This window comes from Streptomyces pratensis, from assembly GCF_016804005.1.
In the GTDB taxonomy this organism is placed as follows: Bacteria; Actinomycetota; Actinomycetes; order Streptomycetales; family Streptomycetaceae; genus Streptomyces; species Streptomyces pratensis_A.
In genome coordinates, this window is sequence record NZ_CP051486.1 from 7,133,334 (window position 1) to 7,158,797 (window position 25,464).

The following is a 25,464-nucleotide window of genomic DNA, read 5'->3' on the forward strand; positions in this document are numbered from 1 at the left end:
CGTCACGCGAAGAGCCGTCGCCATGTCTCCGGCCCCGGGTATCCGTCGGCCGCGCTCCCACTCCATCCCTGGGCGCGCTGGAACGCCTCGACGTTGCGGCGGTCCGCCTCCGTCCAGCGCGGGCCGGGGCCCGTCGCGTAGTGCGCGCCGTACCCCTTCTTCACCAGCTGGGCGCCGAGCCGTTCGACGTGGCCGCCGGCCTGCCCCGGCCTGAAGAAGCTCCTCCCCGGGTAGGCCACGGCCCCGCCCTGGGGGTCGCCGGACGCGGCGGCGGGGATCCTGTGCCCGGTGCCCTTGACCAGCAGGCTCCACGTGGCCGGGCCGGGGATGCCGTCCGCGTCCTTGCCCTTCCACCCCTGCGCCAGCTGGAACGCCTGCGTCGCCCGTCTGTCCGCGTCGCTCCAGCGCGGGCCGGCGCCCGTGCTGTAGAAGCGCTTGCCGCCCTGCGCGACGAGGAGCTGCCCGAGCCGGGTCACGTGCGCGTTGTCCGTACCGGGGCCGAACTTCGCGGCCCCGGGGAACGCGGTGGCCGCGCCGCTGACGATGCCCTTGTGGCGGTAGGCCACGTACTTCGAGGAGTTGCTCCAGTACGCCATCGGCGTCGTCGCCTTCCGCGCGCTCGGGCGGGTCTGCTCGTACGCGAGGTAGTGGGTGTGCGTGTGGTCGGTCCAGCCACCGAACACCGTGACGTGCGACCCCACCGCGGGGTCGGCCAGATTGTGGAAGAGGAGGATGTCGCCGGGCTCCAGGTCGGCCCGGTCGATCTTCGTACCGAAGCCGGCGAGGCTGCCGGTCCACTCGTTGGTGCCGAGGTCCCACGCCATCGACACGAAGCCGGAGCAGTCCTGCCGGTAGCCGTCCGACCAGTACGCCGTCATGTCGTAGGGAACCTTCGCCGTCACCCAATTCTGGGCACGGGTGATGATGTCGGCCCGGGTCGTCGTGGGTGACGCCGGATCGGGGGCGGAAGGCGGCCCCGAGGCTCCGCCGCTGTTCAGGGGCCCCACCGGGCCCTGCGGGTGCACCGGCTGCGGGTCGGCCACCTCGCCCGCCCGGGCATCCCGTCCGGCAGCGGTGGCGGCGGCCTGGCCCGCCCCGCAGGACAGGACCACCCCCGCGGCGGTGACCAGCACCAGCGCCCGCCGCGCCCCGTGCGCGGCGGGGTGCCCGCCGTGGCGCACGGGCAGCCCGGCCGTACGACGGCGCTGGGCGCAGCCCGGACAGCCACAGTCGGCGTCGGGTTCGTACTCCTCGAAGACCGGCACAGTCATGCGCCTCCTCTTCCCTCGGAAGCCGTCAGGATCTTCCGCTTGCAAACATTTCCGGCATGGCTCATGGTGACGGACTAAAGGGAAAAAACGACCATCCGACAGGCCGGACCGAAGCGGAATTGGTCAGGAGCACTCCCACGCATCGGGTAATGTTCTCCAGGTCAGCAGGCGCCGTTAGCTCAGTTGGTTAGAGCAGCTGACTCTTAATCAGCGGGTCCGGGGTTCGAGTCCCTGACGGCGCACGCAAAAGCGAGGCCCCCTCACCGAGTGTGAGGGGGCCTCGCTCATGCCCGTTCGGGCGCGGGAGCGCCCCCGGGCGCCTTTCGCCACCCCTGTGCGCCTCCTTCACGGTATTCCCTCAAATCGCACGTATGACGGGTAAACAGCCTGTTTCGCCCTTGCGTTCACGCCGCGTATCGGACAACCTGACCTGGTGTCGTCCGAGGGATCCGAGGATCTCCCGGCCGGGGGGACAGAGATCAGCTTTCTCGCGGGGTGGGGATCCCGTTCACGTACACACAGGTGAAAATCACGCAGAGTTACTGCGTGCGGGGGGATGACCATGACGTCGACGCCGTCAGGCGACCGGCAGCACAACGCCGACCCTTCCCAGACGGTCCAGCTGCGGCTGCCTCCGCAACTGCGAAGCGGAAGGGCGAGAAGGCAGCCGAAGAAGGCACTTCCGCGCTACGACTACGAGCACTACAGCCGGCTCGCCGGGCCTCTGACCCAGCCCGACCCCGGCCGCCCGTACCGTGTGCGCTACCGCTCGCTCCTCTCCCAGGAGACCCACCGGATACGCGCGGCGCTGCTGCTCTGCGCGGCGCCACTCGTCTCCCTGGGCCTCTTCGCATGGCTCATGCAGCCCGAGCACTGGACGGAGCGCGACCCGAACCTCCAGAACGACACCCTGCTGATCCTCGACATCGTGATGCTGGTGTCGATCGGCCTCATCGAGCTCTTCCGCACGATGAACGTCCTGTCGAACGCACACGCCACACTCGTGGCCCGCGACCCGGTCCCCGTCATACCCGAGAGCGGCACGCGGGTCGCCTTCCTCACCTCCTTCGTCCCGGGCAAGGAGCCCCTGGAGATGGTGACGAAGACGCTGGAGGCCGCCGTGCGGATCCGGCACCGCGGGCTGATGCACGTCTGGCTGCTCGACGAGGGCGACGACCCCGCGGTGAAGGAGGTCTGCGCCCGGCTCGGCGTCCACCACTTCTCCCGCAAGGGCGTCGCCCACTGGAACCAGGCCAAGGGCCCGCACCGGGCGAAGACGAAGCACGGCAACTACAACGCATGGCTGGACGCGCACGGTGACGCGTACGACTTCTTCGCCTCGGTCGACACCGACCACGTGCCGCTCCCCAACTACCTGGAGCGGATGCTCGGCTACTTCCGCGACCCGGACATCGGCTTCGTCATCGGACCGCAGGTCTACGGCAACTACGACACCTTCGTCACTAAGGCCGCCGAATCCCAGCAGTTCCTCTTCCACGCGTTGATCCAGCGCGCGGGCAACCGCTACGGCTCGCCGATGTTCGTCGGCACGAGCAACGCCGTACGGATCTCGGCCCTCAAGCAGATCGGCGGCCTCTACGACTCGATCACCGAGGACATGGCCACCGGCTTCGAGATCCACCGCCACCGCAACCCGCTCACCGGCAGGAAGTGGCGTTCGGTCTACACCCCCGACGTCCTGGCCGTCGGCGAGGGGCCGACCGCGTGGACCGACTTCTTCACCCAGCAGCTGCGCTGGTCCCGGGGCACGTACGAGACGATCCTCAAGCAGTACTGGAAGGGCTGGTTCTCGCTCCCCGCGGGCAAGCTGTTCAACTACACGATGATGATCATCTTCTATCCGATGTCGGCCATGAACTGGATCCTCGCGGCCCTGAGCTGCGCCCTGTTCCTCGGCATGGGCGCCTCCGGCGTCCAGATCGACCCGGTGATCTGGATGATGCTGTACGGCAACGCCTCGGCACTCCAGATCGGCCTCTACGTCTGGAACCGCCGCCACAACGTCTCACCGCACGAGCCCGAGGGGTCCGGCGGCCTCGCCGGCATGGTGATGTCCGCGCTCTCCGCGCCCATCTACGCCCGCTCCCTGATGGACGCGGTGCTGCGCCGCAAGAGCTCGTTCGTGGTGACGCCCAAGGGCGACTCGTCCAGCCCTGACACCCTCTTCGGCACCTTCCGCATCCACCTCTTCTTCATCCTGGTGTTCGGCGGTTCGATCGCCGCCTCCTTCGTCCTCGGACACAGCCACCCGGCGATGCTCATCTGGGCCTCCCTGGCGCTGCTGATCACCGCCGCGCCGATCTTCGGCTGGCGGTACACGGTCCGTGCCGAGCGGAAGAAGCGCCGCGGCGGTCACCGCGGCGGACCACCCGCGCCTGCGCCGGCACCCGAGCCGGCACCCGCGGCGGAGCCCTCCTGGGCGAGCAACGAAGACACCATGCAGATCGCCCTTGGGGGACGTAACCGATGAAGTACCGTCCGAGCCGCCGTACCCGCCGCCTGGCGATCGGTACGGCGGTGGTCATGGCGCTCGCCGGAGCCAACGGGCCCTGGCTGTACCGCTTCGGCACCGAGCGCTACCACACGTACGCCATCAACCAGCAGGACTACATGGCGGAGAACGGCCGCTGGGACTTCCTCGACGTCCCCGCCGAGTTCAGGATCAACACGATCCACGCCGCCCTGCTGCACACCGGCAAGGTGCTGCTCGTCGCGGGCTCCGGCAACGACCAGAAGAACTTCGACGCGAAGAGCTTCCGCTCGGTGCTGTGGGACCCGGAGGAGGACACCTACAAGAACATCCCCACCCCCAAGGACATGTTCTGCGCCGGGCACACCCAACTGCCCGACGGAAAGCTCCTGATAGCCGGCGGCACGAAGCGGTACGAGAAGCTCGAAGGTGACGTCACCAAGGCCGGCGGCCTGATGATCGTGCACAACGAGGACCCGGACAAGCCGGTCACCGTGCCCGCGGGCACCCGCTTCACCGGCAAGGACAACGGCAAGACGTTCGTCTCCAAGGACCCGGTGCTGGTGGAGAAGGCCACCAAGGTCTTCGACGAGGAGACCGGCGCGTTCCTGCGGAACGAGCCGGGCCTCGGCCGGATCTACGTCGAGGCGCAGAAGTCGGGGACGAAGTACGAGACGGGCACCGAGGACAACTACCGGATCTCGGGGCTCACGGGCTCCGACACCCGCAACGTCTACGGGATAGCGCAGAAGCTCGCCCTCGACAAGAAGGACTTCCAGGGCATCAGGGACGCCTACGAATTCGACCCGGTGGCCGAGAAGTACATCAGCGTCGACCCGATGAACGAGGCCCGCTGGTATCCGACGCTGACCACCCTGGAGGACGGCAAGGTCCTCTCCCTGTCCGGCCTGGACGAGATCGGCCAGATCGTTCCCGGCAAGGACGAGATCTACGACCCGGAGACCAAGAAGTGGGAGTACACCGGCATCGTCCGGAAGTTCCCCACCTATCCGGCCGTCTTCCTCATGAACAACGGCAAGCTCTTCTACTCCGGCTCCAACGCCGGTTACGGGCCGGCCGACGTGGGCCGCGACCCGGGCGTCTGGGACCTGGAGTCCAACACCTTCGAGAAGATCCCCGGGCTCAGCGACCCGGACAAGATGGAGACCTCGGCGACCGTGCGGCTGGCCCCCGCCCAGGACGAGAAGTACATGGTGATCGGCGGGGGCGGGGTAGGTGAGTCGGAGAAGTCCAGCGAGAAGTCCCGGCTGGTCGACCTGACCGAGAAGGAGCCGCGCTTCACGGACGGCGCCGGGCTCTCCGAGGGGACCCGCTATCCGAGTGCCTCCCTCCTCCCGGACGACTCCCTGCTGGTCACCGGCGGCTCCAGCGACTACCGGGGGCGCGGTGGCTCGGACGTCCTGCAGGCCAGGCTGTACGACGCGAAGTCGGACACCTATCAGCGGGTCGCCGACCCGGTGGTGGGCCGCAACTACCACTCGGGATCCGTGCTCCTCCCGGACGGCCGGGTCATGATCTTCGGCTCCGACTCCCTGTACTCGGACCAGGCGAACACGCGGCCCGGAACGTTCGAGCAGCGCATCGAGATCTACACGCCGCCGTATCTGTACCGCGACGGGCGTCCGGAGCTGACCGCCGGCCCCAAGAGCATCTCCCGGGGCGGCTCGGGACTGTTCACGACCCGGCACGCCTCGTCGATCACCTCGGCGAAGCTGATGCGCCCGAGCGCGGTCACTCACGTCACGGACACGGACCAGCGGTCGATCGCCCTGGACTTCGAGAGGTCCGCCGACGGCATCACCGTGACGGTGCCGAAGAACAGGGCCCTGGTCCCGTCCGGCTGGTACATGCTCTTCGTCACCGACGCCGACGGCACACCGTCGGAGGGCATGTGGGTGGAGATCCCCTAGCCTTGCCCGGCACGCGGCCGGGTGGGGCGCACCGCGTCGGCGTGACGGTCACTTCGGGTCCTGGCCGAACTTCGAGGTCGACCAGAGGTAGCCGAGGACGGTGAGTCCCAGGCACCAGGCGACGGCGAGCCATCCGTTGTGGCCGATCTCGGTGCCGAGAAGGAGTCCTCGGAGGGTCTCGATGGCGGGGGTGAAGGGCTGGTACTCGGCGATCGGCTGGAACCAGCCCGGCATGGTGTCCACCGGGATGAAGGCGCTGGACAGGAGCGGCAGCAGGATCAGCGGCATCGCGTTGTTGCTGGCGGCCTCGGCGTTGGGGCTGATCAGGCCCATGCCGACCGCGATCCAGGTCAGTGCCGTGGCGAAGAGCACGAGGAGCCCGAACGCCGCCAGCCACTCCAGGGCCGTGGCGTCGGTGGAGCGGAAGCCGATGGCCACGCCGACGGCGCCCACGAGGACCACGCTCATGACCGACTGGAGCACACTGCCGATGACATGTCCGATGATCACCGAGCCTCGGTGGATGGCCATGGTGCGGAAGCGGGCGATGATGCCCTCGGACATGTCGGTGGAGACCGAGACGGCGGTGCCGACCACGGTGGAGCCGATGGTCATCAGCAGGATGCCGGGGACGATGTAGGCGATGTACGCGGCACGGCCACCGTCGCCGCTGCCGATGCCTGCGCTCATGGTGTCGCCGAAGATGTAGACGAAGAGCAGCAGGAGCATGACCGGGGTGAGCAGCAGGTTCAGGGTGAGCGATGGGTAGCGCCGGGCGTGCAGGAGGTTGCGGCGCAGCATCGTGGACGAGTCGCGTACGGCGAGGGGCAGGGAGCTCATCGGGCGTTCTCCTTGGGCTGGGTGGTCTGGGTGGCCTGGGTGGGGACGCCGACGGGGCCGGTCAGGGCGAAGAAGACGTCGTCGAGGTCGGGGGTGTGGACGGTGAATTCGTCGGCCTCGATGCCTGCGGAGTCGAGCCAGTCGAGGATGGAGCGCAGTTCGCGCTGGCTGCCGTCGCTGGGGATCTGGAGTGCGAGGGCTTCGTCGTCCCTGGTGACTTCGCCCATCGCGGAGGCTGCGGACCGGTAGGCGGCCGGGTCGGAGAAGCGGAGCCGGATGTGTCCGCCGGGGACCAGCCGCTTGAGCTCCTCGGCGGTGCCTTCGGCGGCGATCCTGCCGTCGTTGAGGACCGCGATGCGGTCGGCGAGCTGGTCGGCCTCCTCCAGGTACTGGGTGGTGAGGAAGACGGTGACGCCGTCGGAGACCAGGCCGCGGATGATCGTCCACATGTTGTGGCGGGAGCGGGGGTCGAGGCCGGTGGTCGGCTCGTCGAGGAAGATGATGCGCGGGCTGCCGACCAGTGTCATGGCGATGTCGAGGCGGCGCTTCATGCCGCCGGAGTAGGTGGAGGCCGGCTTCCTCGCCGCCTCCACCAGGTCGAAGCGCTCCAGGAGTTCGGCGGTGACCCGCCGCCCCTCGGCCTTGGACAGGTGGTGCAGGTCGGCCATGAGGAGCATGTTCTCCTCGCCGGTGATCAGCCCGTCCACGGCGGAGAACTGCCCGGTGACACCGATCGCGGCACGCACCGCCTGCGGGTCGGTGGCGATGTCGCACCCGGCGACCTGCGCCTGCCCGCCGTCGGCGGAGATGAGCGTGGAGAGGATCTTGACGGCGGTGGTCTTGCCGGCCCCGTTCGGGCCGAGCAGGGAGAACACGGACCCGGCGGGGATGTGCAGATCGATGCCGTCGAGCACGACCTTGTCGCCGTACGACTTACGCAGCCCGAGGGCGGAGACGGCGGCGGCCTGCTCCTGCCCGTTCGCAATTCTGGGCGTGGGCATGACAGATGAAGGCATGAGGCCCTTCCGTTCGAAGTCTGAAGTACCAGGAGAATCAATAACGTTGGAGCTGAACCATGGCGGACCAACCCGTACGCGGCGGTGTGAGCGCCCCCCACGGCGAACGGCGCCCGCGCGGAGGCGAGGAGGCAGTCAGGCGCCGGCGGGCGGCACCCACTCCACGATCTGGATCACCACACCGTTGGGGTCCGCGAGCCGCAGCACCCACTCGCCCCAGGGCTCTTGGCGCAACGGCACCGTGATCCGCGCACCCTCCCGCCGCAGCCGTTCGTACTCGGCGGCGAGGTCGGTGACCGAGAAGCAGACCACCACGTCGGCCTGGGCGTCCGGCTGCCGCGCCGCGGGATCCTTCTCCAGTACGACGAGGTCGGTGGCCGCGTCGTCGCGCGAAAGGTGGATGACACCCTCGGCCACCAGCACCTCCCGGAATCCCAGATGGCTGGTGAAGAACCGGCTCGAAGCCGCCGGATCGCCGACGGTCAACGACACCGACGACGCGATGATGTTCATACGCTGAGCCCCTTCCACGTGACCGACTGCCACCACGTCAAGCATCGGCAGTGCGGGAAGACAGATCAACGACGTATCGTGCAACGACACTTAACACTGCGGTTCACGAATCGGGGGCGGGGAGCGTGGAGCTGCGGGAGATAGAGATCTTCCTGGCCCTGGCGGAGGAGCTGCATTTCGGCCGCACGGCGGACCGCCTGCACGTCACCCCGGCCCGCGTCAGCCAGGCCATCAAGAAGCAGGAACGCGCCATCGGCGCCGAACTGTTCAAGCGGACAAGCCGTCACGTCCAGCTGACGCCCATCGGCGCCCAGCTGCGCGACGGCCTGGCCACCGGCTACCAGCAGATCCAGGAGGCGCTGGCCGCCGCGGCGACCGCCGGCCAGGGCATCACCGGGGAACTCCGCGTCGGCTACTCCGCCGCATGGTGCGGGAACCTCGTCGTGGCGGCCGCCGACACCTTCCGCGCCCGTCACCCGCACTGTGTGGTCCATATCCAGGATTCACAGCTGAACGATCCCGTCGGGCCGTTGCGCGACGGCAGCAGCGACCTCCAGCTGATCGAGCTGCCGATCGACGAGCCGGACATCGTCAACGGCCCGGTGCTCTTCACCGAGCCCCGCGCACTCGCCGTCCCCGCCGGGCACCCCTTCGCCGAGCGCGAGACGGTCTCCGTCGAGGACCTCGCGGAAGCGCCGATGGTGGCCATCACAGGGCAGCCCCAGTACTTCCTCGACATCCACTACCCCAGCCGCACACCGAAGGGCCGGCTCATCCCTCGCGGCCCCTCGACCTCCGCCTGGCAGGAAGTACTCGCCCTCGTCGGCGCGGGCAAGGGGGTCTCCCCCACCTCCGCACGCGCGGCGCACTACTACTCCCGCCCGGACATCGTCTACGTCCCCTTCCGCGACGCTCAGCCCGTGGAGTACGGCCTCCTGTGGCCGGTCACCGGCAACACCCCCAAGGTGCGCGCCTTCGTCGAGACCCTTCTCGAAACAGCCACGGCCTGACGGAGCACCGCTCCGCCCGCCACTCCGGGGTCGGCGCGGGTTTCCCGCCGATCAGGCGCCCCTCCGGCAAGAACCCCCGCCCCACCAGCCGGCCCCCGTCTACTTCGTGGCGCGGGCCAGCCCCAGCGCGTACTCCGGCCACCAGTCCCCGGCCTTGGGCCCGCCCTTGCAGTCGCCGTCCGACTCCCCAGGACGCTTGACCCAGAGGTACGCGTCCACCAGCTCGTCGCCCGTGTCCGTCGTCGGAGGCTCACCGAGCGCACGGCCCGGCGGGTTGCACCAGTTCTCCGCGGGGTCGCCCCCCTCGTAGGGGCCGTTGCCGTTACGGCTGGTGTCGATGACGAACGGCTTGCCGCCCACCTTCGCCGACAGCCGCTTGCCGAAGTCCGTGCTGGCCGCCGTCGTCTGGAAGTTGGACACGTTCACCGCGAAGCCGTCCGCCGCCGCGACCCCAGCCCGCTGCAACGGCTCGAACAACGCGTCGGGCGAGTGCCATCCGGCGTTGCCGGCGTCCACGTACACCGTGGTCGCCGGCTGCTGCTTCAGGCGCTCGACCGCGCCCTTCAGCAGGTCGTACCGCTCCTCGTGGAACTCCTGCGGCGTGCACCCGTCCACAAGGTGCAGCAGGGCGTCCGGTTCCAGGATCACCGTGGCCCGACGGTCGCCGATGCCCTTGGCGACACCGTCCAGCCATGCCCGGTAGGCGTCGCCGTCGGCGGCGCCGCCCTTCGAGAACTGGCCGCAGTCCCGGTGCGGGATGTTGTAGAGGACGAGCAGGGCGTCCCGGTCGGCCTTCTCGGCGGCCTCGGTGAAGCCCTTCGCGGCCTCCTGCGGATTGTCCGGGGTGATCCACTCCCCCACGGGCTGCTCCGCTATCTTCCGGATCAGCTCGGCGTTCCCCTTCTCGCCGTCCTTCACGTAGGCGGCGAGCTGCCGGCCCGCGTTGCCGTCGGGATTGACCCAGAACGGGTCGTCGGCCTTGGGCTGCTGGTCGACCACGGCCGGTGCGTCCTTCCCGCCGCCGTCGGACGCCCCGCCGTCGGACGAGGAACACCCGGCCAGCAGCAGAACAGCGACCACCCCGGCCGCCGCGCCCGCCTTCGGTCCGGTGTAACTGCCGTACATCCACTCCCCCTCGTACCGGTGTGCTGCCGGTCGGATCCATCCTGGCACAGCGGTCCGGACGCCGGACGCCCCCGCCCGGATCCGGACATCCTGCCGAAAACCTCCGGGAGGCACGCGTCGTCGGCCTACAGTGTCCGTCAGTACGAACGACCCGACCTCCCGCGTCGTGCCCGGGCCACTCCCGCGGCCCGGGCACCGCGGTCGAGGACCGGCCCGGCCGGCTGCTCCGAGGGGGAGCGGGCGCCGACCGGGCCAGGTTGCCTTTCAGGCGCGGCTCTTCGAGCCGCCCTTCTCGACGCTCTTCTCCGCGCTCTTCTCCGCGCTCTTCTCCGCGCTCTTCTCCGCGCTCTTCTCGGCGCTCTTCTCCGCCGTCAGATACGCCGAGACGACGACATTGGCCGTGTACGCATGGGACTTCTGGTCGTACGTGCCACCACAGGTGATCAGCCGGAGTTCCGCCCGCCCGTCCTCACGCTGCCCGTAAGCCTTCTGCGCGTCGAAGCGTTCGCGGGTGAAGACCTGGACGTCGTCGATGGTGAATTCGGCGGTCTTCCCGTCGGAGCGGCTCACCCGGACCTTCTCGCCCGGCTTCGCGGTGCTGAGCGCGTAGAAGACGGCGGGCTCGGTCTCGGTGTCGACATGACCGACGAACAGCGCGGCGCCCTCCGTGCCGGGTTCCGTGCCCGCGGCGTACCAGCCCACGGCGCCGGGTGTCTCGAACGGCGGGGGCTCGATCGCCCCTTCGTCGTCCAGCCCACGCCGCACGACGGTCGCGTCGATCCCTATGGAGGGGATCTCGACCCCCTGCGGCGCGGCGCCGTCGAGCGGATCGTGCGCCGGGGGCAGCGGCAGGCCCAGGGGGCGGCCGACAGCCGCGACGTCACCGGTCGTCGGGGCCGAGATGCCGTCGGTGGCCGCACGGCCGAACAGCCACAGTCCCAGCAGGAGAACGGCCCACGCGACACCGGTCAGCAGGCGTCCAGTTCCGGCGGGACGGTCCGGGGCCGGCATGTCAGTGCTGCGCCGGGCGGCGGCGTCGCACACTGCGGAACGCGACTGCGACAGCCGCGACGGCACCCAGCCCGAGGCCGATCACCGCGTGCCGGGTGCCGGGGCCCTCGTCGGCGGCCGCCTCTCCGGCGAGCACCGCGGCGCCTCCGCCGCCGGCCCGTACGGGGGCGACCGGCGAGGGGCGGCCGTGGTGGACGACGGTGAACGTGCCGGTGGCCTTGCCGTGGCCGTCCTTGCAGGTCACCCAGACCTCGTAGTCGTCGGGTGCGGCGTCGGAGCGGATCCGGGCCTCGGCGACGAGCTCCTTGCCGTCGGCCGGCTCGAAGCGCGCTTCGGAGACGAACGCCTCGGAGTTGCCCCGGGCCGACCTGCCCTTGCCGCAGGCATCGGTCCGGAGCTCCACCTCCCCGCCGGGGGAGACACGGGACGGGCTGACCGAGACCGTTCCCGAACGCTTCTCGTCCCTGGGGTCATCGACTCCCGGCGCGGCCAGGGCGGCGGACGCGGGTAGGGCTATCGTCCCGGCCGCCAGTGCGGCACAGAACGTGAGGGGCAGTGAACGCATCGTAAACCTCCTGAGGGAAGGTTCACGCGTGGGGCGGCATCCCGCATCCGCTGTAGACCGGTCGGGTTACGGCAACGGCAGGTCGACCAGGTCCACGAGGTCGGCGATCGAGTCGACGACCGTGGAGGGACGGAAGGGGTACCGGTCCATGTCGGCCTCCGTCGTGAGACCGGTGAGGACCAGGAAGGTCTGCATCCCCGCCTCCAGCCCGGCGAGCACGTCGGTGTCCATCCGGTCACCGATCATGGCGGAGGTCTCGGAGTGGGCGCCGATGGCGTTGAGCCCGGTCCGCATCATCAGCGGGTTGGGCTTGCCCGCGAAGTACGGCGCCTTGCCCGTGGCCTTGGTGATCAGCGCGGCGACCGACCCGGTGGCGGGCAGCGGACCCTCGGCGGACGGGCCGGTCTCGTCCGGGTTGGTGCAGATGAAGCGGGCGCCGCCGTTGATCAGCCGGATCGCCTTGGTGAGCGCCTCGAAGCTGTAGGTCCGAGTCTCTCCCAGAACGACGTAGTCGGGCTCGTGGTCGGTGAGGACGTAGCCGATGTCGTGCAGCGCGGTGGTGAGTCCGGCCTCGCCGATGACGTACGCCGTGCCGCGCGGCCGCTGGTCGTCCAGGAACTGGGCGGTGGCCAGGGCGGAGGTCCAGATGTTCTCCACGGGGACGTCCAGACCCATGCGCTTCAGGCGCGCGTGCAGGTCACGGGCGGTGTAGATGGAGTTGTTCGTGAGGACCAGGAACGGCAGTCCGGAATCCCGCAGCCGCTTGATGAAGGCGTCGGCCCCCGGGATCGGCGTGCCCTCGTGGATGAGGACACCGTCCATGTCGGTCAGCCAGGATTCGATCGGCTTGCGCTCTGCCATGTGACGGGCTCCTGCCGTACGCGCTGTGCACTCGAGGTGCTGGACGCCGGCGGCACCGCGTTGTGCAGCGCCGACGCCCCGATATTAGGCCGACGCGTCCTCCGCACGGAACCGCCTGATCACGGAGAACCCGCGCCGCCGGCTCAGCGGCGGCCGCCGCGCAGGCGCCTGGAGAGGATCAGGGCCGTGGCTCCGGCGAGGACGAGCGTCCCGGACGCGACGCCTGCCCAGCGCGTGGCGGCCCGGCCGGTGCGGGCGAGTCCGGGCACCGGGTCGCCCTCCGCGTCGATCGTGGTCCCGCTGTCCTGGGGCACCTCGATCCCGCCGTCGACGACGGCGAAGGTGTAGGCGGCCGACTCCCCCACCCAGTCCCCGTCGGTGCCGGCCTGCTCGGCCTCGTCCCGGGCGCTGCGCCGCTGCACGATGGCGGCGTGCGCCGTGACCTTGCCGGGCAGGGTGTCGGAGGTGAACGCCATCCGGACCTGGACCGTGACGGTCTTTTTCGCGGGGACGGTGAAGCCCGGGAAGTCGTCGTCCTGCTCCCCGCCGCCGAAGACGCCGATCTGTTCGTCGCGGTCGGTGGACTCCCAGCTCACCCGGTGCTCCTCGTCGGGGTGTGCCCGCTCGGTGAACTCCAGCTGGATCTGTTCGGGCGTGAGCGTCCGGTCCTCGTCGGTGAGCACCAGGACGGGATGGATGGAGTGGCACGACTTGGACGTGGTGTTGGTGAGGTCGAGGTACCAGGTCCCGTAACCGCCGCCCGAGGCGTAGGTGTCGGGGCCGCCGTGGATCCGCGTCTCGATGGGGAAGTCCTCGCCGTCCGGATCACCGCACACGGGAAGCGCCGGGCCCGCGACGGTCACGGCGCCGGTCGCCGCAGGGGCGGTGACCGGGATGGCGATGGCGGCCGGTACGCCGAGGAGACCGGCCGGGACGACCAGCCCGGCGGCCAGTCCGAGGCGGGTGAGGGCACGGCCGTCGCGCAGTCGCGCGGGGGGTCTGGTGGACATGGTGGGGCACCCTTCGCTGCTCGCGGACGGCCGGGGCGGAGGGCCACCGGCTGGAGCGGCGACGCTGCCACGCGCGGCCGGACGTACGGCCATGGCGATACGTTTCAGTGCGCGACGCTGTCACGCGCGCGCGGGGGGCCGCCACCGCTCGGGGGCGTACACCGCCCGTCCGGGCGTCATGTTCCGCTCGAACGGCCCCGCCCGGAGACGGGCCGTCCGGTGGTACGCCCCACACCCCTCCGAGCGGGGCGTCCGGTGGTACGCGGTTCGCCCCCTCCCCGCAGAGCTTCCGGCGGTGTGCACTTCACCCCTCCACGCAGGGCCCGGCGACGCGGGCTTCGCCCGTACCCCGGCCCGGGAGGCCCCCAGGTGGTGCGGGGCGCGGTCAGGCCCGTTCGCCGCCGTCCTCGCCCGCGCGGCCGAAGAGCGGGGCGAGGACCAGCTGGGCCGCCCCCTCCGCGACGGGGCGGTCGCCGCCGCCGGCCACGGTGACGGGTACGGCGGCGTCGGCGCCCTCCCGCCGGGCGCGCTCCTCGATGACGGCGCGGACCCCGCTCACGTAGGCGGCCTCGTGGGCGGCGACGGCGCGCCCGCCGAGGACGACCCGGTCGATGTCCAGCAGCCCGACGAGGTTGGCGGCACCGGCCCCCAGGACCCTGGCCGCCTCGGCGACATCACCGCGGGCGGCGGCGCCGAGGCAGAGCGCCTCGATGCAGCCGCGCCCCCCGCAGTCGCACGGGGGCCCGTCGAGCTGGACGGTCTGGTGGCCGAATTCCCCGGCGCCGGTGCGGGCTCCGCGGTGCAGGGCCCCTCCGAGGACGAGCCCGGCGCCGAGGCCGGTGCCCAGGTGGAGGTAGGCGAAGTCGGCGTCGGCGCGTTCGCGCAGGGCGAGGCCGAGGGCGGCGGCGTTGGTGTCCTTGTCGACGACGACGGGCAGCCCGGTGCGCTCGGCCAGGGCGTCGCGCAGCGGGTAGCCGTCCCACTGGGGGAAGCCGGTGACCCGGTGCAGTACCCCGCTGCGGTGGTCCAGCGGGCCCGGCAGGGCGGCGCCCACGCCGAAGACCTGCCGGTCCTCGGCCCGGGGGGCGTCAGCCCGTACCGTCTGCACCGCGTGGGCGGCCGTGGTGAGGACCTCGGACGCCGGGGCACCGAGGTCGAGCGGGAAGGCGCGGGTCGCGACCGTGGTGCCGGCGAGGTCGGCCAGGACGGCGGTGAGCTCGTCACGGTCCAGGTGGAGCCCGACGGCGTATCCGGCGTCCGGGACCAGCCGCAGGACGGTGCGGGGCTTTCCGCCCGTGGAGGCGAGCCGGCCCGCTTCGGCGGCGAGGCCCTCCGTGCGGAGTCTGGCGGTGATCTTGCTGACGGCCTGCGGGGTGAGTCCGGTGCGCTCGGCGAGCTCCAGCCGGCTGATGCCCTGCTCACCGGCCACGCGCAGCAGGTCGAGGACGAGCGACGCGTTGTGGTGGCGCAGCGTCGGAAGATTGGCCCCGCCGCTCCTGCTGTTGCTCCTGTTCACCGCACCATTGTCTCCATCGCTTGCACTTTGGCAACAGCGTTGCTTAAGTGGTTTGCATGACTGCCAACGCTCCTCTCCGCGTCGGGCTCGTCGGCTACGGCCTGGCGGGTTCCGTCTTCCACGCCCCGCTGGTCTCCGCGACCGAGGGCCTTGTCCTCGACACGGTCGTCACGTCGAACGAGGAGCGGCGGGCGCAGGCGCGCGCCGAGTTCCCCGGTGTGCGTCTGGCCTCGTCGCCCGACGAGCTGTGGCCGCGCGCGGACGAGCTGGACCTGATCGTGATCGCGTCGCCGAACAAGACCCACGTCCCGCTCGCGAGGGCGGCCCTGGAGGCGGGGCTTCCGGTGGTCGTGGACAAGCCGCTCGCCGGCACGGCCGCCGAGGCCCGCGAGCTGGCCGCGCTGGCCGCCGAGCGGGGCCTGCTGCTCTCGGTCTTCCAGAACCGCCGCTGGGACAACGACTTCCTGACGCTGGCCGGCCTGATCGAGGAGGGCGAGCTCGGTGAGGTGCAGCGCTTCGAGTCCCGCTTCGAGCGGTGGCGTCCGCAGCTGAAGGGCGGCTGGCGCGAGTCGGGTGACCCGGAGGAGATCGGCGGGCTGCTGTACGACCTGGGCAGCCACGTGGTCGACCAGGCACTCACCCTCTTCGGGCCCGCGGTGCAGGTGTACGCGGAGTCCGACGTACGCCGCCCGGGTGCGGCGGCCGACGACGACACGTTCATCGCGATCACGCACGTCAACGGGGTGCGCTCGCATCTGTACGCGAGCGCCACCACGGCGCAGCTCGGTCCCCGTTTCCGGGTGCTCGGCTCGAAGGCGGGCTACGTGAAGTACGGCCTGGACCCGCAGGAGGCGGCCCTTCGTGAGGGCGCGCGCCCGGCGCCCGGCACGCCGTGGGGCGAGGAGCCGGAGGAGCTGTGGGGCCGGGTCGGCTCCGGGGAGTCCCCGCTGACCGGCGGCGGCGACCCGGTCCGCACGCTGCCGGGTGACTATCCCGCGTACTACGCGGGCGTGGCCTCCGCACTGCGCGGCGAGGGCGAGAACCCGGTGACGGCGCTGCAGGCCGCCGCCGCGCTGGATGTCCTGGAAGCGGCGAGGCGCTCGGCCCGTGAGGGCGTGTCCGTGACCCTTCTTCCCCACCACGACGAGGAGAAGCACTGATGAGCACCGGCGTTCCGACCATTTCCGAGCTGATCGCGCAGGAGCGGCGTCTGACGCTGCCGCGGTTCGGCTACGACGACGCGTACGCCCTGGGCGGCCTGCTGGTCGCGCTGGCGCGCGAGCGGCACGCCCCCGTCGCGATCGACATCCGGCGGGGCGGCCAGCAGCTGTTCCATGCCGCCCTGCCGGGTTCGAGCGCGGACAACGACGCCTGGATCGACCGCAAGCGGAAGGTGGTGGAGCGGTACGGGGAGAGCTCCTACCTGGTCGGTACGCGTTTCCGGGCCAAGGGCACCACGTTCGAGGAGTCCTCGCGGCTGGACCTGGACACGTATGCCGCGCACGGCGGCTCGTTCCCGATCGCCGTGGAGGGTGCGGGGGTGATCGGCTCGGTCACGGTGTCGGGTCTGCCGCAGGCCGAGGACCACGCCCTGGTGGTGGAGGCCTTGGAGCAGTTCACCTCGCGCCCCCGGGACTGACGACAGCCTCCCCAGGACTGACGACAGGCTCCCCGGTCCCGACGGCCGCGTCCGCCGGGACCGGCGACGGGGCGGTCGTGGCCTGCGGCCGCGTCCGCGCGGGGACCGGGGGCAGGGCGGTCGTCACCGACGTCGACAGGGCTGCGGCCGCCGGGTGGTCCCGGCGGCCGCGCCGTGCCTACGCGTCCTTGAGCTCCTGGCGCTGCCGCCCCAGTCCCGTGATCTCCAGCTCCACCACGTCACCGGCGCGGAGGTACGGCTTCGGCTCGGGCCGGCCCATGGCCACCCCTGCCGGGGTGCCGGTGTTGATGACGTCGCCCGGGTAGAGCGTCATGAAGTGGCTCAGGTAGCGCACGACCTCGCCGACGGGGAAGATCTGCCGGGCCGTCGTGCCGTCCTGCTTCAGTTCGCCGTTGACCCACAGCTTCAGCCCCAGCGCCTGCGGGTCGGGCACCTCGTCCGCGGTGACGAGCCAGGGGCCCAGCGGGTTGAAGGTCTCGCAGTTCTTGCCCTTGTCCCAGGTGCCGCCGCGCTCGATCTGGAACTCCCGCTCGGAGACGTCGTGGGAGGTCGCGTATCCGGCGACGTGTCCGAGTGCCTCCTCGGCGGAGTCCAGGTAGCGGGCGGTGCGGCCGATCACGACGGCGAGCTCGACCTCCCAGTCGGTCTTCCGGCTGCGGCGCGGCACGAGCACGGTGTCCTCGGGGCCGACGACGGTGTCGGGAGCCTTGAAGAACAGGATCGGCTCGTCCGGGATCGCCGCTCCGGTCTCGGCTGCGTGGTCGTGGTAGTTCAGCCCGATGCACACGATCTTGCCGATCCGGCCGAGTGGCGGCCCGACCCGCAGGCCGTCCGCGTCGAGCGGGGGCAGGACGTCGGGCGTCTGGGCGGCTTCCCGTACCCGGTCCAGAGCGGAGGCATCGGCGAGGAGCTCGCCGTCGATGTCGGTGACGAGGCCCGAAAGGTCACGCAAGGTCCCGTTACGGTCAAGCAGTGCGGGGCGTTCCGAGCCCGCCGTACCCACTCGAAGAAGCTTCAACGGTCCATCTCCCCTTGGTCGAGATCGAGCCCGTCGGTGGGTTGCGGCCAGCGAAAGGCTTGGCTGATCCTCCAAGACATCCGATCACTCCGCAAGACCCTGTTCACTCACTGGACCCCGGACGCTCAGACCGCCGGCGCGACGGCGGCCTCGGCCGCCGGGGTCTCCCGGTAGAGGTAGGCGCGCTCGACGGCGGTCCAGGTGGTGCTCGTGACGATGTACAGAGCGGCGGCGAGCGGTACGAAGGCCACGGAGAAGAGGGTCAGGAAGGACATCAGCGGCATGACCTTCGTCATGGCTCCCATGCCGGGTACGGGCTGTCCGTCCGGGCCGGTGGCCGGTGTCATGGGGTTCGCGGCCATCTGCCGCTTGGTGCGGCCGTAGTTGAAGGTCGCGACGGCGACGACGACCAGGAAGAGAGCGAGGTAGACGAGGCCCTGCTCACCGAAGGGACCGCCGTCGGCCAGAGCGTCGTGCCAGCGCTCGCCGAGCGGGGCGCCGAAGAGTTCGTGACCGAGCAGCGAGTTGGGGTCCCCACCGATCTTCTGGCTGGAGAAGAGGTGGTACAGCAGGAAGAAGGCGGGCATCTGGAGCAGGCTCGGCAGGCAGCCGGAGAAGGGTGAGACCTTCTCCTTCGCGTGAAGCTCCATGAGCGCCTTCTGCATCCGGTCGGGGTTCTTGGCGTGCTTCTTGCGCAGCTCGGCGATCTGCGGCTGGAGCTTGGTGCGGGCCTTCTGCCCGCGCGCCGCCGCCCGCGAGAGGGGGTGGACGGCGAGCCGTACGAGGGCGGTGAAGAGGACGATCGCGGCAGCGGTGGAGGCGTGCTGGAAGAGCGGCTGGAGCAGGTCGGCGAATGCGCCGACCAGGCTCGCGAAGGCGGACATGAAAGCGGACATGGGTGAGCCCTCCGGGGGTCTCGTCGTGCCGGGGAGTCAGGAACTCGGCAGGACGACCCGCGCGGAAGGTCGTGGAAGGTGCGCCTTCTACGCGGCCGTCAGGAGGGCGGCCCCGGGCGCTCGGGGCCTGGTGCGTCCCCTGGCGTCGGGGTCACGCTGCGGTAGGAACGCGGTGCGCTTCTCACGGTCGCGCATGGCGGTGCGCACTCTCGTACGGGGTACGGGGGCGGCGCAGCGGGCGCTGATGACGGAGCAGACGAGGAGCGCCGAGCCGGCGGCCGCGGTGGCGGCGAGCGCGACGGCGGCGGAGAAGCTGCCGCCTTCGGCGAGGAGGACTTCGGTGAGGAACAGGACGAGGAAGGCGGCGGGGCGGAAGAGGCGGACGACCGCACGGCGTACACGGTTCATGTCGTCGTTCATCGGCCCTCCCTCTTCGCTTCGTGCCGGTTCGTGTCCTTCAGCCGTTATACACGATCGGTGTCCAGCGGCTGAAGGAGCCGCCGGGGGGCGAGCAGGGCGCGGCTGACGTGGTCGTCGGGCTCGGGGTCGAGCCCGGTGCCGGGCCGCATCTCCACGTCCTCCAGCGGTACGCCGATGTTGCCGCAGGCCGTGCACCGGCCGTACGCCCCGAGTTCGGTGCCGCACGTGGCGTGGAAGAAGAAGCGCATGGGAGCGGCCGACGGCGTGTGGCCGCCCGCCTGCGGGAGCGCCGGGTGTTCGCCGCTCCGCCGTCCGGCCTTCATCAGCGCTCCGGCCCGCGCCCTCTCACCTCACGCCCGTCCCGCAGTACCGTGTGGTTCATGCGCCCCGACACGCCTGCCGACCACATCACCGAAGCCGAGCGCCTGCTGCGCACCGCGGCGCAGTACCCCGAGGACCACGAACCGCTGTTCCTCCAGGCCGCGGCCCACCTGGAGCTCGCCGGCGAGCGCGCCCGCGCGAGCACCCTCTACGACGAGCTGCTCGGCTCCGCCGGCACCGAGGTCGAGCACCCGCACCTGGTCAAAGCGCTCAAGGCGGCCAACCTGTGGGAGTACGGCCACGAGGCGGAGGCCCGCGCGATCATCGACGGCATCCGCGTCGCGGGCCCGCTCGAAGCGGCGCCGTGGGAGATCGCCGCGGAGACGCTCGAAGCGCACGACGAGCTGGAGGCGGCCCACGACTTCTTCTCGACCGCGCTGACCCTGCTCATCGCACCCGGCGAGGACGTCGCCTACGCCACCCAGTCGCTCCTGATCGGGCGGCACCGGGTGCGCAGGCTGATGGGCGTCGGCCACGACGCGTGGGACGAGCTCGCCGACACGCTGCACACGGCCGCCGTCCCCCTCGACGAGCTGCACGACCCGAAGCGCCTGTGGGCGCTCGGCTCCTCGGACCCGGGCGAGCTCCAGGCGGAGATCACCCGGCTCCGCGCCGAACTGGGCACCTACCGCAGTGCGTTGTCCCGCCCCTTCCCCGTCGCGGTGCTGCACTGGCCCGAGGGCGAGCTGCGCGAACTCCTCGCCGCCTACCCGGAGTTGAGCCAGGAGTACATCTCGCACGAGGACCATCTGGCGCGCCTGGAGGCGGCGCTGCGCGACCTCCACGCGACGGGTACGCCGAATCTCGGCATCGTGACGGGCACCGTCCCCTCCTACGAGGCGTTCGCGGCGTCCGAGGCCGCCTCCCCGTCCGACCCCGACCTGCTCCCCCAGTACGCCACGACACTGGCCGCCCGCGGACGCGCCGTCCCGTGGCCTCCGGCGCGCAGCGCGGCGTGCTGGTGCGGCTCGGAGCGTTCGTACCGCGAGTGCCACGGCGCGGGCTGAGAGGGCGGCGCCCGCCCGCCTGAAAGGAGCCGCTCGTCCTCCCTTGCCGGCGGACACGCCCCGGACTGCTCGCCGGCGAACACCTCCCGGACTACCTGCCGGCGAACGCGTCCCGGAGCGCCTTGTCCAGCCTGTCGGCGGCCTCGGCCGTCTCGGGCCTCTTCACCTTCAGCAGCGCGTGCACATGGGACTGCAGTACCTGGGTGAACGCGCCGTAGTACGGGGTGCGCGGCCGCTGCACCGCCTCGGTCAGTGCCGTTTCGAGGATCTTGATGTACGCGGCACGCGCATTCGGCCCCTGCCCCTTCGGTGTGCCCTCCCCCGGGGCCGCCGCCTTCGGCGCGTCCCCGGCGGGCCGTAGCGCGGCGGCGACGCGGGGCCAGCAAGGCTTCGCGGCGGGGCCGTACACGGAGGTCCGCGTCGCCGCGAAGCCCGCGTCGAGCAGACAGCGCTCGCTCTCCCGTGAGGTCAGGAAGGTGATGAGCGCGCGGGCGTCGTCGGCGCGGGGCGAGTCGGCGGTCACGGCGAGGTTCTGCCCGCCGAGCACGGCCTTCCCCGGCAGCCGGCCCACGGCGTACTCCTTCTCGTCCATCAGCCCGCCCAAGGCCCCGTACGCGTAAGGCCAGTGGCGCAGGAACACGGCGCGGCCCTCGGCGAAGTCGGTGAGGGACGCCGTCTCGTCGGAGTCCGTCGCGGCGGGCTGGACCTGGCCCTCGTCGACGCGGTCGAGGAGCTCGTCGAGCCCTTCCTTCAGCTGCTCGGCGCTGGAGCGGTACTCCCCTTCGCCGTCGGTGAGCTCGACGCCGGCGTCGGCGAACGCCTCGACGGTGTTGACGGTCAGCCCCTCGTACTTCTTCAGCTGCGTGGTCCATCCCGCCAGATCGCCGGGCCGCACCGGATTGAGGCGCATCGTCCCGACCGATGAGGTGAGCCGGTCCCATGTCCAGTTGCCGTTGGGCCGGTTCTCCGCCTCGATGGGCTTCAGGAGGTCGGGCCGGTAGTAGAGAAGCCCCACGTCGGAGTTGAACGGCCTGGCGTAGGAGCGGTCCTTCCAGACGGTGGTGGCGTGGACCTGCCCGATGAAGTCGGCGTCGTCGGCACCGGCGTCCGCGGCGCCGGTATCCGTGCCCGGCATGGGGCTGATGAGCCCGGCCTCGGCGAATTCGGGTATCCAGGTGATGTCCAGGTTCACCACGTCGTAGCGGGCACTGCCGGACTGGAGGGCGCCGAGGAGCTGGCTGCGCTGCTGGTCGGCGCCGCCCGGCAGCTCGACGAGCTTGGCCTGCTGGTCCTCCGACCCGGCGTGCCGGCGGTTCCATTCCTCGATGAGCTGCTGCCGTACGCTGCCGGAGCCGGTGACGTCGAGCCCGCTGGCGACGACGATGGGGCCCTGGGCCGCCTCCTCCTGTCCGGACTGCCGCGGGTCCTCGGGCCCTCCCGTGCAGGCGGCGGAGGCGAGCGCGAGCAGACAGCCGAGGGCGACGGCGGTCCTGGCCCTGCCGCGCCCGGTGCGCCGGCCGCCGGGGTTCATTCCGCGTCTCCCGTGCCGGTCTTGGCGACCTCTGCCGCCAGTCCGACCGCGATGTCGTCGGCGGGGTCCAGGCAGCGTCCGGCACTCGCCTCGGCAAGCCGGTCGCCGAACCGGCCGGGTGCGCAGGCCCCGTTCTGCAGCGACACCGTCACGATCCTCACGTGCGGCTTCCGGCCCGCGTCCGCGACCAGCTCCTCCTGTTCCTCATCGGTGACCGCCTCGAAGTCCTCACCATCGGTGACCAGGACGAGGAGCTGCGGCTGTTCCAGGTCGGCGGGGTCGTCGCGCAGGGTCCCGAGGGCCGTGGCCAGCCCTTCCGCGATGCGCGCGTCGAAAGCGGCGGCCTTCGCCCCGGTCACGGCCTTCCGGGCACCGGCCGTGCGGTTCGGCCCGAACTCCACGAGGTCGGCGGCCGTCTTCCCCTCGCCGACAGCCGTCGTCCGGACCCCGAACGAGTCCCGGGCGCTCAGGGAACTCATCGAGCGGGCGACCAGTTCCTTGATGCCGCCGGTACCGTCCCAGACCCGCTTGGACACCGCCGAGGTCGAGTTGTCGAGGAGGTAGAGCACCCGGCCCGGCCCGAGCGCCTTCCGGTAGCGGCTCAGGGTGTCGCTCAGCGACGCGGAGTCGCCGGTGCCCTCGCCGGTCGCCGGGATCCGTTCGCGGACGGCCGTCGCGTTGTCCTCGGACCGCAGCACCGAGTCCTCCTCGGGCGTGGCCGGGCCGCCGCCCTTCCCGACGCCCCGGAAACCGTCGTCGGTGAAGCACTTCTGCGCGTCCGGGTCCGTGGTCAGCCAGTCGTGGAAGTCATCGACCGCCGCCCTGCGGGCGACGGCGTCCCGGTCGGCCCCGTCCCATGTGACCCGGACGAAGGGAAGGTCCAGCATCGGCACGTCGGAGGGGTAGTACGCCACGCGGTGCTTCAGTGCCTCCGTCGCACAGTCGGGCCGGCCGGCCACGCCCGCCGACAGGTTGAACTGCGCCAGGGTCTGCTCCGGGACGAGGACCGCAGCGCGGTCCTCCAGGGTGCTCAGCGTCCCGTCGGCCAGTGCGCACATCAGGCCCCGCGCGCTGGTGGGCATGGGCCGCAGCACCTGGGCCATGCCCTGCTCGACCGTGGACACGCGCTCGGAGTCCGATGAGGCGTAGAGCGCGTCGGTGGCCAGCAGAGCGCCTTCGGTGGCCTCGGGGTCGGGGCGCAGGATCTCGACGTCCTGGACGCCCGTGAGACCTGAGACGATCGCGTCGAGGGGGTCGTCGGTCTGCAAGGACTGCGCGAGCGACAGGGTGTCCGGCACGCCGAGGACCATCGGCGTGTAGGCGATCGAGCCCAGCCGGTCGAGGTCCACGACACTCTTTCCGGTTTCCACGGCACTCTTTCCCGTGTCGGCGGCGGTCTCGCCGGCCCCGGCCGCCGCAGAGGCGGTGCCACCGCTCGTCCCGTCGGCCGTCGCCCGCTGCCAGGCGCTGCCCGCGGCCGGGATCCAGATGTCCGGCTGTGCGCCGACGTCCCGCTGGGGGCGCAGGCAGTCCCCGGAGGCAGGGCAGGCGGCGGGCGGTTCCTGCCACAGCGAGGAGGACCGGAATGCCGCCACGGCGTCGGTGGCCTTGGCGTCGTACACATTGATGCCGACGGTCCGGCAGCCGTCACCGTCCCGTTCGCGATAGGCGTCGGCGGCCTTCTGCACGGTGGACCGCAGATCGGGGTCCGTGAGCACGCGCAGCTCCATGGGCGATTCGCAGTCACCGCCCGGGGGCCTCAGGAGCAACCACACCCCGACCCCGGCAAGGGCGACGACGCCCGCCACGATCATTGTGGTCGTACGTTTCATGCGCCGGAGCAGGGCCGGAGGCAAGCGGCGCGGCACGGCCGTCCCGCGTCTCCTCCTCGCCGTGACCGCAGTCTGCGGGACGTCCGTCGGAGGCGCCGGTACCGGGGAAGGCGAGTGGGACCGGGCCGGGGAGGGCGGGCTCGGTGGAACCGGGGCAGGCGCGGGCTCCGAAGGCTCCGCGTCCGCCGCGCCTGCGAGGACCACGTCGTCGCCGTGGCGCAGCTCGTCCGGGATCCAGGGGTGCCCGTCGACGGCCTTGAGCGGCGCCATCGCCCGGCGTATCCCTGTGACGACCCGGGTGAAGGTGACGGGCTCCCCCTCACCCGTGGTCAGCAGCCGGTGGAGGGCGGCCGTGAACTCCGTACCGGTGCCGGGGTCGCCTGGGGGGATCTCCACCCCCGGTTCCGCCGCGGTGAGCAGGGCGAAGTTCTGTCCGGCGGCCGGGCTGAAGGACGCGAGGGCGTTGCCGGCGAAACAGCAGTCGAGGATCACGACGACCCAGTCGGCCCGGGAATTGCGCAGCTCGGGCATGACGTCGTCGCGCCAGGACAAGGTGTCGACGAAAGGGTGGCTCTTGTCCCTGGTCACCCGTGAGTCGGTGAACATCAGGTTGAGGTCGCTGCCGTCAGGGCGCACGATGCCGTGCCCGGCGAAGTAGACGACCAGCAGCCCGTCCACCTCGTCCCGGGCCGAGTTCAGTGCGGCACGCACCCGTAGCGGGGAGACGGTGGCCGACGGGCCGCCCTGTTCGGGGACGACGACGAGGTCCTCGGGGCGCATCGCCCCGGTGGCCCCGTCGGTCAGGGCCTCGCGCATGAGGCGGAGATTCGTCGCGACGGCCGGAAGGTCGTTCCGGGCGCCCGTGTAGTGCTCCACCCCGATGAGCACGGCTCTGTGCCGCTTGGCCCTGTTCTCCTCGCCGCGCGCGTCGTACGGCGGCACCGCTGCTAGACCTCTCCGGACTCGTCGCCGCCCGTTCCGTTGATCCCGCCGGACTCGGGCCCCGCGTCCGGGCCCCCGTCCCGGCCGGCGCCCGGTCCGGTGTCACGGTCGGTGTCGCGCCGCAGGTCGGAACCCGGGCCTTCGAGCGGTCCTTCGAGCGTGACGCGGGGTGTCTCCTCGGGATCGGCGAACCTGCGTCTGTTGCGCAGCCATGTCTCCACGGACCGCCAGGCGTGGTCGGCCACGGAGCGCGCCAGTTCGACGGACACGACCAGGATGATGTCCTGGATCAGCTCCCCGGCCATCGCGTCGACCTGTACCGACGAGTCCTTGTGTTCCAGGGCGAGTTCGTTCCGCTCAAGGGCGTCCTCGATGACCGGCGCCTTCTTCAGCCAGGCGCGCAGGGCCTTGAGGTCGTCGCGCCGGGTGTGCGTCCCGACGAGGCTGATCCGTAACTCGATCTTCCCCTGCCCCTGCTCCTGCCCGCCCGTGACCGCCCCGTCCGTCATGCCTGCCCCCATCAGCCCCATCGGCCCCGTCACCCTCGCCCCGCGAGGGTCAGGTCACTGAACAAGCAAGTATTTCACGGGCGTTGACACACGACACCCCTTTGTTCC

General features: G+C 71.2%; 23 protein-coding genes and 1 tRNA gene. 7 read left to right on the forward strand and 17 right to left on the reverse strand.

Going from position 1 to position 25,464, the window contains the following annotated elements:
- Positions 1–2 precede the first annotated feature (2 nt).
- A complete protein-coding gene (locus HED23_RS29840; RefSeq protein ID WP_203186450.1) occupies positions 3–1,271 on the reverse strand; it encodes a peptidoglycan-binding protein in 1,269 nt (422 codons plus the stop codon).
- A gap of 168 nt (positions 1,272–1,439) precedes the next feature.
- Between HED23_RS29840 and HED23_RS29845 the strand changes: the two genes are divergently transcribed.
- The 3 genes from HED23_RS29845 (at position 1,440) to HED23_RS29855 (ending at position 5,693) form a co-directional block, all read left to right on the forward strand.
- Positions 1,440–1,513, forward strand: a tRNA-Lys gene (locus HED23_RS29845).
- Positions 1,514–1,833: 320 nt separating this feature from the next.
- Positions 1,834–3,762 carry a glycosyltransferase family 2 protein gene (locus tag HED23_RS29850; protein WP_203186451.1) on the forward strand — a complete coding sequence of 643 codons (1,929 nt, stop codon included), beginning with the start codon at positions 1,834–1,836 and terminating at the stop codon, positions 3,760–3,762.
- A complete protein-coding gene (locus HED23_RS29855) occupies positions 3,759–5,693 on the forward strand; it encodes a kelch motif-containing protein (RefSeq protein ID WP_203186452.1) in 1,935 nt (644 codons plus the stop codon). The genes HED23_RS29850 and HED23_RS29855 overlap by 4 nt, the downstream gene beginning before the upstream one ends.
- 48 nt (positions 5,694–5,741) lie before the next feature.
- Here the strand turns inward: HED23_RS29855 and HED23_RS29860 are convergent, their stop codons facing one another.
- The 3 genes from HED23_RS29860 to HED23_RS29870 all read right to left on the reverse strand — a co-directional run bounded on the left by HED23_RS29860 (position 5,742) and on the right by HED23_RS29870 (position 8,062).
- Positions 5,742–6,533 carry an ABC transporter permease gene (locus HED23_RS29860; RefSeq protein ID WP_203186453.1) on the reverse strand — a complete coding sequence of 264 codons (792 nt, stop codon included), beginning with the start codon at positions 6,531–6,533 and terminating at the stop codon, positions 5,742–5,744.
- Positions 6,530–7,549 carry an ATP-binding cassette domain-containing protein gene (locus HED23_RS29865; RefSeq protein WP_203186454.1) on the reverse strand — a complete coding sequence of 340 codons (1,020 nt, stop codon included), beginning with the start codon at positions 7,547–7,549 and terminating at the stop codon, positions 6,530–6,532. Before HED23_RS29865 ends, HED23_RS29860 begins: the two co-directional genes overlap by 4 nt.
- A gap of 135 nt (positions 7,550–7,684) precedes the next feature.
- Positions 7,685–8,062, reverse strand: coding sequence for a VOC family protein (locus tag HED23_RS29870; RefSeq protein ID WP_203186455.1), 378 nt, complete (start codon positions 8,060–8,062; stop codon positions 7,685–7,687).
- A gap of 125 nt (positions 8,063–8,187) precedes the next feature.
- Here HED23_RS29870 and HED23_RS29875 point away from each other — a divergent pair, with 125 nt between their 5' ends.
- Positions 8,188–9,072, forward strand: coding sequence for a LysR family transcriptional regulator (locus HED23_RS29875; protein ID WP_203186456.1), 885 nt, complete (start codon positions 8,188–8,190; stop codon positions 9,070–9,072).
- Positions 9,073–9,171: 99 nt separating this feature from the next.
- Here HED23_RS29875 and HED23_RS29880 read toward each other — a convergent pair whose 3' ends face one another.
- The 6 genes from HED23_RS29880 to HED23_RS29905 form a co-directional block, all read right to left on the reverse strand.
- Entirely contained in the window at positions 9,172–10,197 is a 1,026-nt protein-coding gene (locus HED23_RS29880) for a glycoside hydrolase family 6 protein (protein ID WP_203186457.1), read from the reverse strand.
- Between the two features lie 264 nt (positions 10,198–10,461).
- Positions 10,462–11,208 carry a class F sortase gene (locus HED23_RS29885; RefSeq protein WP_203186458.1) on the reverse strand — a complete coding sequence of 249 codons (747 nt, stop codon included), beginning with the start codon at positions 11,206–11,208 and terminating at the stop codon, positions 10,462–10,464.
- 1 nt (position 11,209) lies between these two features.
- The gene (locus tag HED23_RS29890) at positions 11,210–11,773 is read right to left on the reverse strand and encodes a hypothetical protein (protein WP_203186459.1); all 564 of its coding nucleotides are present in this window, start codon (positions 11,771–11,773) and stop codon (positions 11,210–11,212) included.
- Positions 11,774–11,839: 66 nt separating this feature from the next.
- Positions 11,840–12,634, reverse strand: coding sequence for an HAD-IIA family hydrolase (locus tag HED23_RS29895; RefSeq protein ID WP_103514844.1), 795 nt, complete (start codon positions 12,632–12,634; stop codon positions 11,840–11,842).
- Between the two features lie 143 nt (positions 12,635–12,777).
- On the reverse strand, positions 12,778–13,644 hold the full coding sequence (locus HED23_RS29900) for a hypothetical protein (RefSeq protein ID WP_203186460.1): 867 nt from the start codon (positions 13,642–13,644) through the stop codon (positions 12,778–12,780).
- Positions 13,645–14,029: 385 nt separating this feature from the next.
- The gene (locus HED23_RS29905; RefSeq protein ID WP_203186461.1) at positions 14,030–15,160 is read right to left on the reverse strand and encodes an ROK family transcriptional regulator; all 1,131 of its coding nucleotides are present in this window, start codon (positions 15,158–15,160) and stop codon (positions 14,030–14,032) included.
- A gap of 56 nt (positions 15,161–15,216) precedes the next feature.
- Between HED23_RS29905 and HED23_RS29910 the strand changes: the two genes are divergently transcribed.
- Together HED23_RS29910 and HED23_RS29915 are read left to right on the forward strand one after the other, a co-directional pair.
- Positions 15,217–16,320: a Gfo/Idh/MocA family oxidoreductase gene (locus HED23_RS29910; RefSeq protein WP_203186462.1), complete on the forward strand. Its 1,104-nt coding sequence runs from the start codon at positions 15,217–15,219 to the stop codon at positions 16,318–16,320.
- The gene (locus HED23_RS29915; protein ID WP_203186463.1) at positions 16,320–16,799 is read left to right on the forward strand and encodes a heme-degrading domain-containing protein; all 480 of its coding nucleotides are present in this window, start codon (positions 16,320–16,322) and stop codon (positions 16,797–16,799) included. Before HED23_RS29910 ends, HED23_RS29915 begins: the two co-directional genes overlap by 1 nt.
- Before the next feature lie 178 nt (positions 16,800–16,977).
- Here HED23_RS29915 and HED23_RS29920 read toward each other — a convergent pair whose 3' ends face one another.
- The 4 genes from HED23_RS29920 to HED23_RS29935 form a co-directional block, all read right to left on the reverse strand.
- On the reverse strand, positions 16,978–17,838 hold the full coding sequence (locus HED23_RS29920; protein ID WP_203186464.1) for a fumarylacetoacetate hydrolase family protein: 861 nt from the start codon (positions 17,836–17,838) through the stop codon (positions 16,978–16,980).
- A gap of 125 nt (positions 17,839–17,963) precedes the next feature.
- Complete coding sequence (locus HED23_RS29925; RefSeq protein ID WP_203186465.1) at positions 17,964–18,734, reverse strand: YidC/Oxa1 family membrane protein insertase; 771 nt, start codon at positions 18,732–18,734, stop codon at positions 17,964–17,966.
- Positions 18,735–18,821: 87 nt separating this feature from the next.
- Positions 18,822–19,154 carry a DUF6412 domain-containing protein gene (locus HED23_RS29930; RefSeq protein ID WP_147963611.1) on the reverse strand — a complete coding sequence of 111 codons (333 nt, stop codon included), beginning with the start codon at positions 19,152–19,154 and terminating at the stop codon, positions 18,822–18,824.
- 44 nt (positions 19,155–19,198) lie between these two features.
- Complete coding sequence (locus HED23_RS29935) at positions 19,199–19,477, reverse strand: hypothetical protein (protein WP_203186466.1); 279 nt, start codon at positions 19,475–19,477, stop codon at positions 19,199–19,201.
- A gap of 57 nt (positions 19,478–19,534) precedes the next feature.
- Between HED23_RS29935 and HED23_RS29940 the strand changes: the two genes are divergently transcribed.
- Positions 19,535–20,542, forward strand: coding sequence for an SEC-C domain-containing protein (locus HED23_RS29940; RefSeq protein ID WP_203186467.1), 1,008 nt, complete (start codon positions 19,535–19,537; stop codon positions 20,540–20,542).
- Between the two features lie 91 nt (positions 20,543–20,633).
- On the opposite strand, the gene HED23_RS29945 is transcribed toward HED23_RS29940, so the two are convergent.
- The 3 genes from HED23_RS29945 to HED23_RS29955 are packed head-to-tail and all read right to left on the reverse strand — an operon-like array spanning position 20,634 to position 25,356.
- Entirely contained in the window at positions 20,634–22,073 is a 1,440-nt protein-coding gene (locus HED23_RS29945; protein WP_203186468.1) for an extracellular solute-binding protein, read from the reverse strand.
- Positions 22,070–24,847: a caspase family protein gene (locus HED23_RS29950; RefSeq protein ID WP_203186469.1), complete on the reverse strand. Its 2,778-nt coding sequence runs from the start codon at positions 24,845–24,847 to the stop codon at positions 22,070–22,072. Before HED23_RS29950 ends, HED23_RS29945 begins: the two co-directional genes overlap by 4 nt.
- Before the next feature lie 5 nt (positions 24,848–24,852).
- Positions 24,853–25,356, reverse strand: a complete 504-nt coding sequence (locus tag HED23_RS29955; RefSeq protein ID WP_238442164.1) for a hypothetical protein — start codon at positions 25,354–25,356, stop codon at positions 24,853–24,855.
- Between the last annotated feature and the right edge of the window lie 108 nt (positions 25,357–25,464).

What these genes read in the sequence shown, in the direction of transcription:
- HED23_RS29840 (WP_203186450.1), bottom strand. Translation starts at nt 1,271, where the DNA reads ATGACTGTGCCGGTCTTCGAGGAGTACGAACCCGACGCCGACTGTGGC.
- HED23_RS29850 (WP_203186451.1), top strand. Translation starts at nt 1,834, where the DNA reads ATGACGTCGACGCCGTCAGGCGACCGGCAGCACAACGCCGACCCTTCC.
- HED23_RS29855 (WP_203186452.1), top strand. Translation starts at nt 3,759, where the DNA reads ATGAAGTACCGTCCGAGCCGCCGTACCCGCCGCCTGGCGATCGGTACG.
- HED23_RS29860 (WP_203186453.1), bottom strand. Translation starts at nt 6,533, where the DNA reads ATGAGCTCCCTGCCCCTCGCCGTACGCGACTCGTCCACGATGCTGCGC.
- HED23_RS29865 (WP_203186454.1), bottom strand. Translation starts at nt 7,549, where the DNA reads ATGCCTTCATCTGTCATGCCCACGCCCAGAATTGCGAACGGGCAGGAG.
- HED23_RS29870 (WP_203186455.1), bottom strand. Translation starts at nt 8,062, where the DNA reads ATGAACATCATCGCGTCGTCGGTGTCGTTGACCGTCGGCGATCCGGCG.
- HED23_RS29880 (WP_203186457.1), bottom strand. Translation starts at nt 10,197, where the DNA reads ATGTACGGCAGTTACACCGGACCGAAGGCGGGCGCGGCGGCCGGGGTG.
- HED23_RS29885 (WP_203186458.1), bottom strand. Translation starts at nt 11,208, where the DNA reads ATGCCGGCCCCGGACCGTCCCGCCGGAACTGGACGCCTGCTGACCGGT.
- HED23_RS29890 (WP_203186459.1), bottom strand. Translation starts at nt 11,773, where the DNA reads ATGCGTTCACTGCCCCTCACGTTCTGTGCCGCACTGGCGGCCGGGACG.
- HED23_RS29895 (WP_103514844.1), bottom strand. Translation starts at nt 12,634, where the DNA reads ATGGCAGAGCGCAAGCCGATCGAATCCTGGCTGACCGACATGGACGGT.
- HED23_RS29900 (WP_203186460.1), bottom strand. Translation starts at nt 13,644, where the DNA reads ATGTCCACCAGACCCCCCGCGCGACTGCGCGACGGCCGTGCCCTCACC.
- HED23_RS29910 (WP_203186462.1), top strand. Translation starts at nt 15,217, where the DNA reads ATGACTGCCAACGCTCCTCTCCGCGTCGGGCTCGTCGGCTACGGCCTG.
- HED23_RS29915 (WP_203186463.1), top strand. Translation starts at nt 16,320, where the DNA reads ATGAGCACCGGCGTTCCGACCATTTCCGAGCTGATCGCGCAGGAGCGG.
- HED23_RS29925 (WP_203186465.1), bottom strand. Translation starts at nt 18,734, where the DNA reads ATGTCCGCTTTCATGTCCGCCTTCGCGAGCCTGGTCGGCGCATTCGCC.
- HED23_RS29930 (WP_147963611.1), bottom strand. Translation starts at nt 19,154, where the DNA reads ATGAACGACGACATGAACCGTGTACGCCGTGCGGTCGTCCGCCTCTTC.
- HED23_RS29935 (WP_203186466.1), bottom strand. Translation starts at nt 19,477, where the DNA reads ATGAAGGCCGGACGGCGGAGCGGCGAACACCCGGCGCTCCCGCAGGCG.
- HED23_RS29940 (WP_203186467.1), top strand. Translation starts at nt 19,535, where the DNA reads ATGCGCCCCGACACGCCTGCCGACCACATCACCGAAGCCGAGCGCCTG.
- HED23_RS29945 (WP_203186468.1), bottom strand. Translation starts at nt 22,073, where the DNA reads ATGAACCCCGGCGGCCGGCGCACCGGGCGCGGCAGGGCCAGGACCGCC.
- HED23_RS29955 (WP_238442164.1), bottom strand. Translation starts at nt 25,356, where the DNA reads ATGACGGACGGGGCGGTCACGGGCGGGCAGGAGCAGGGGCAGGGGAAG.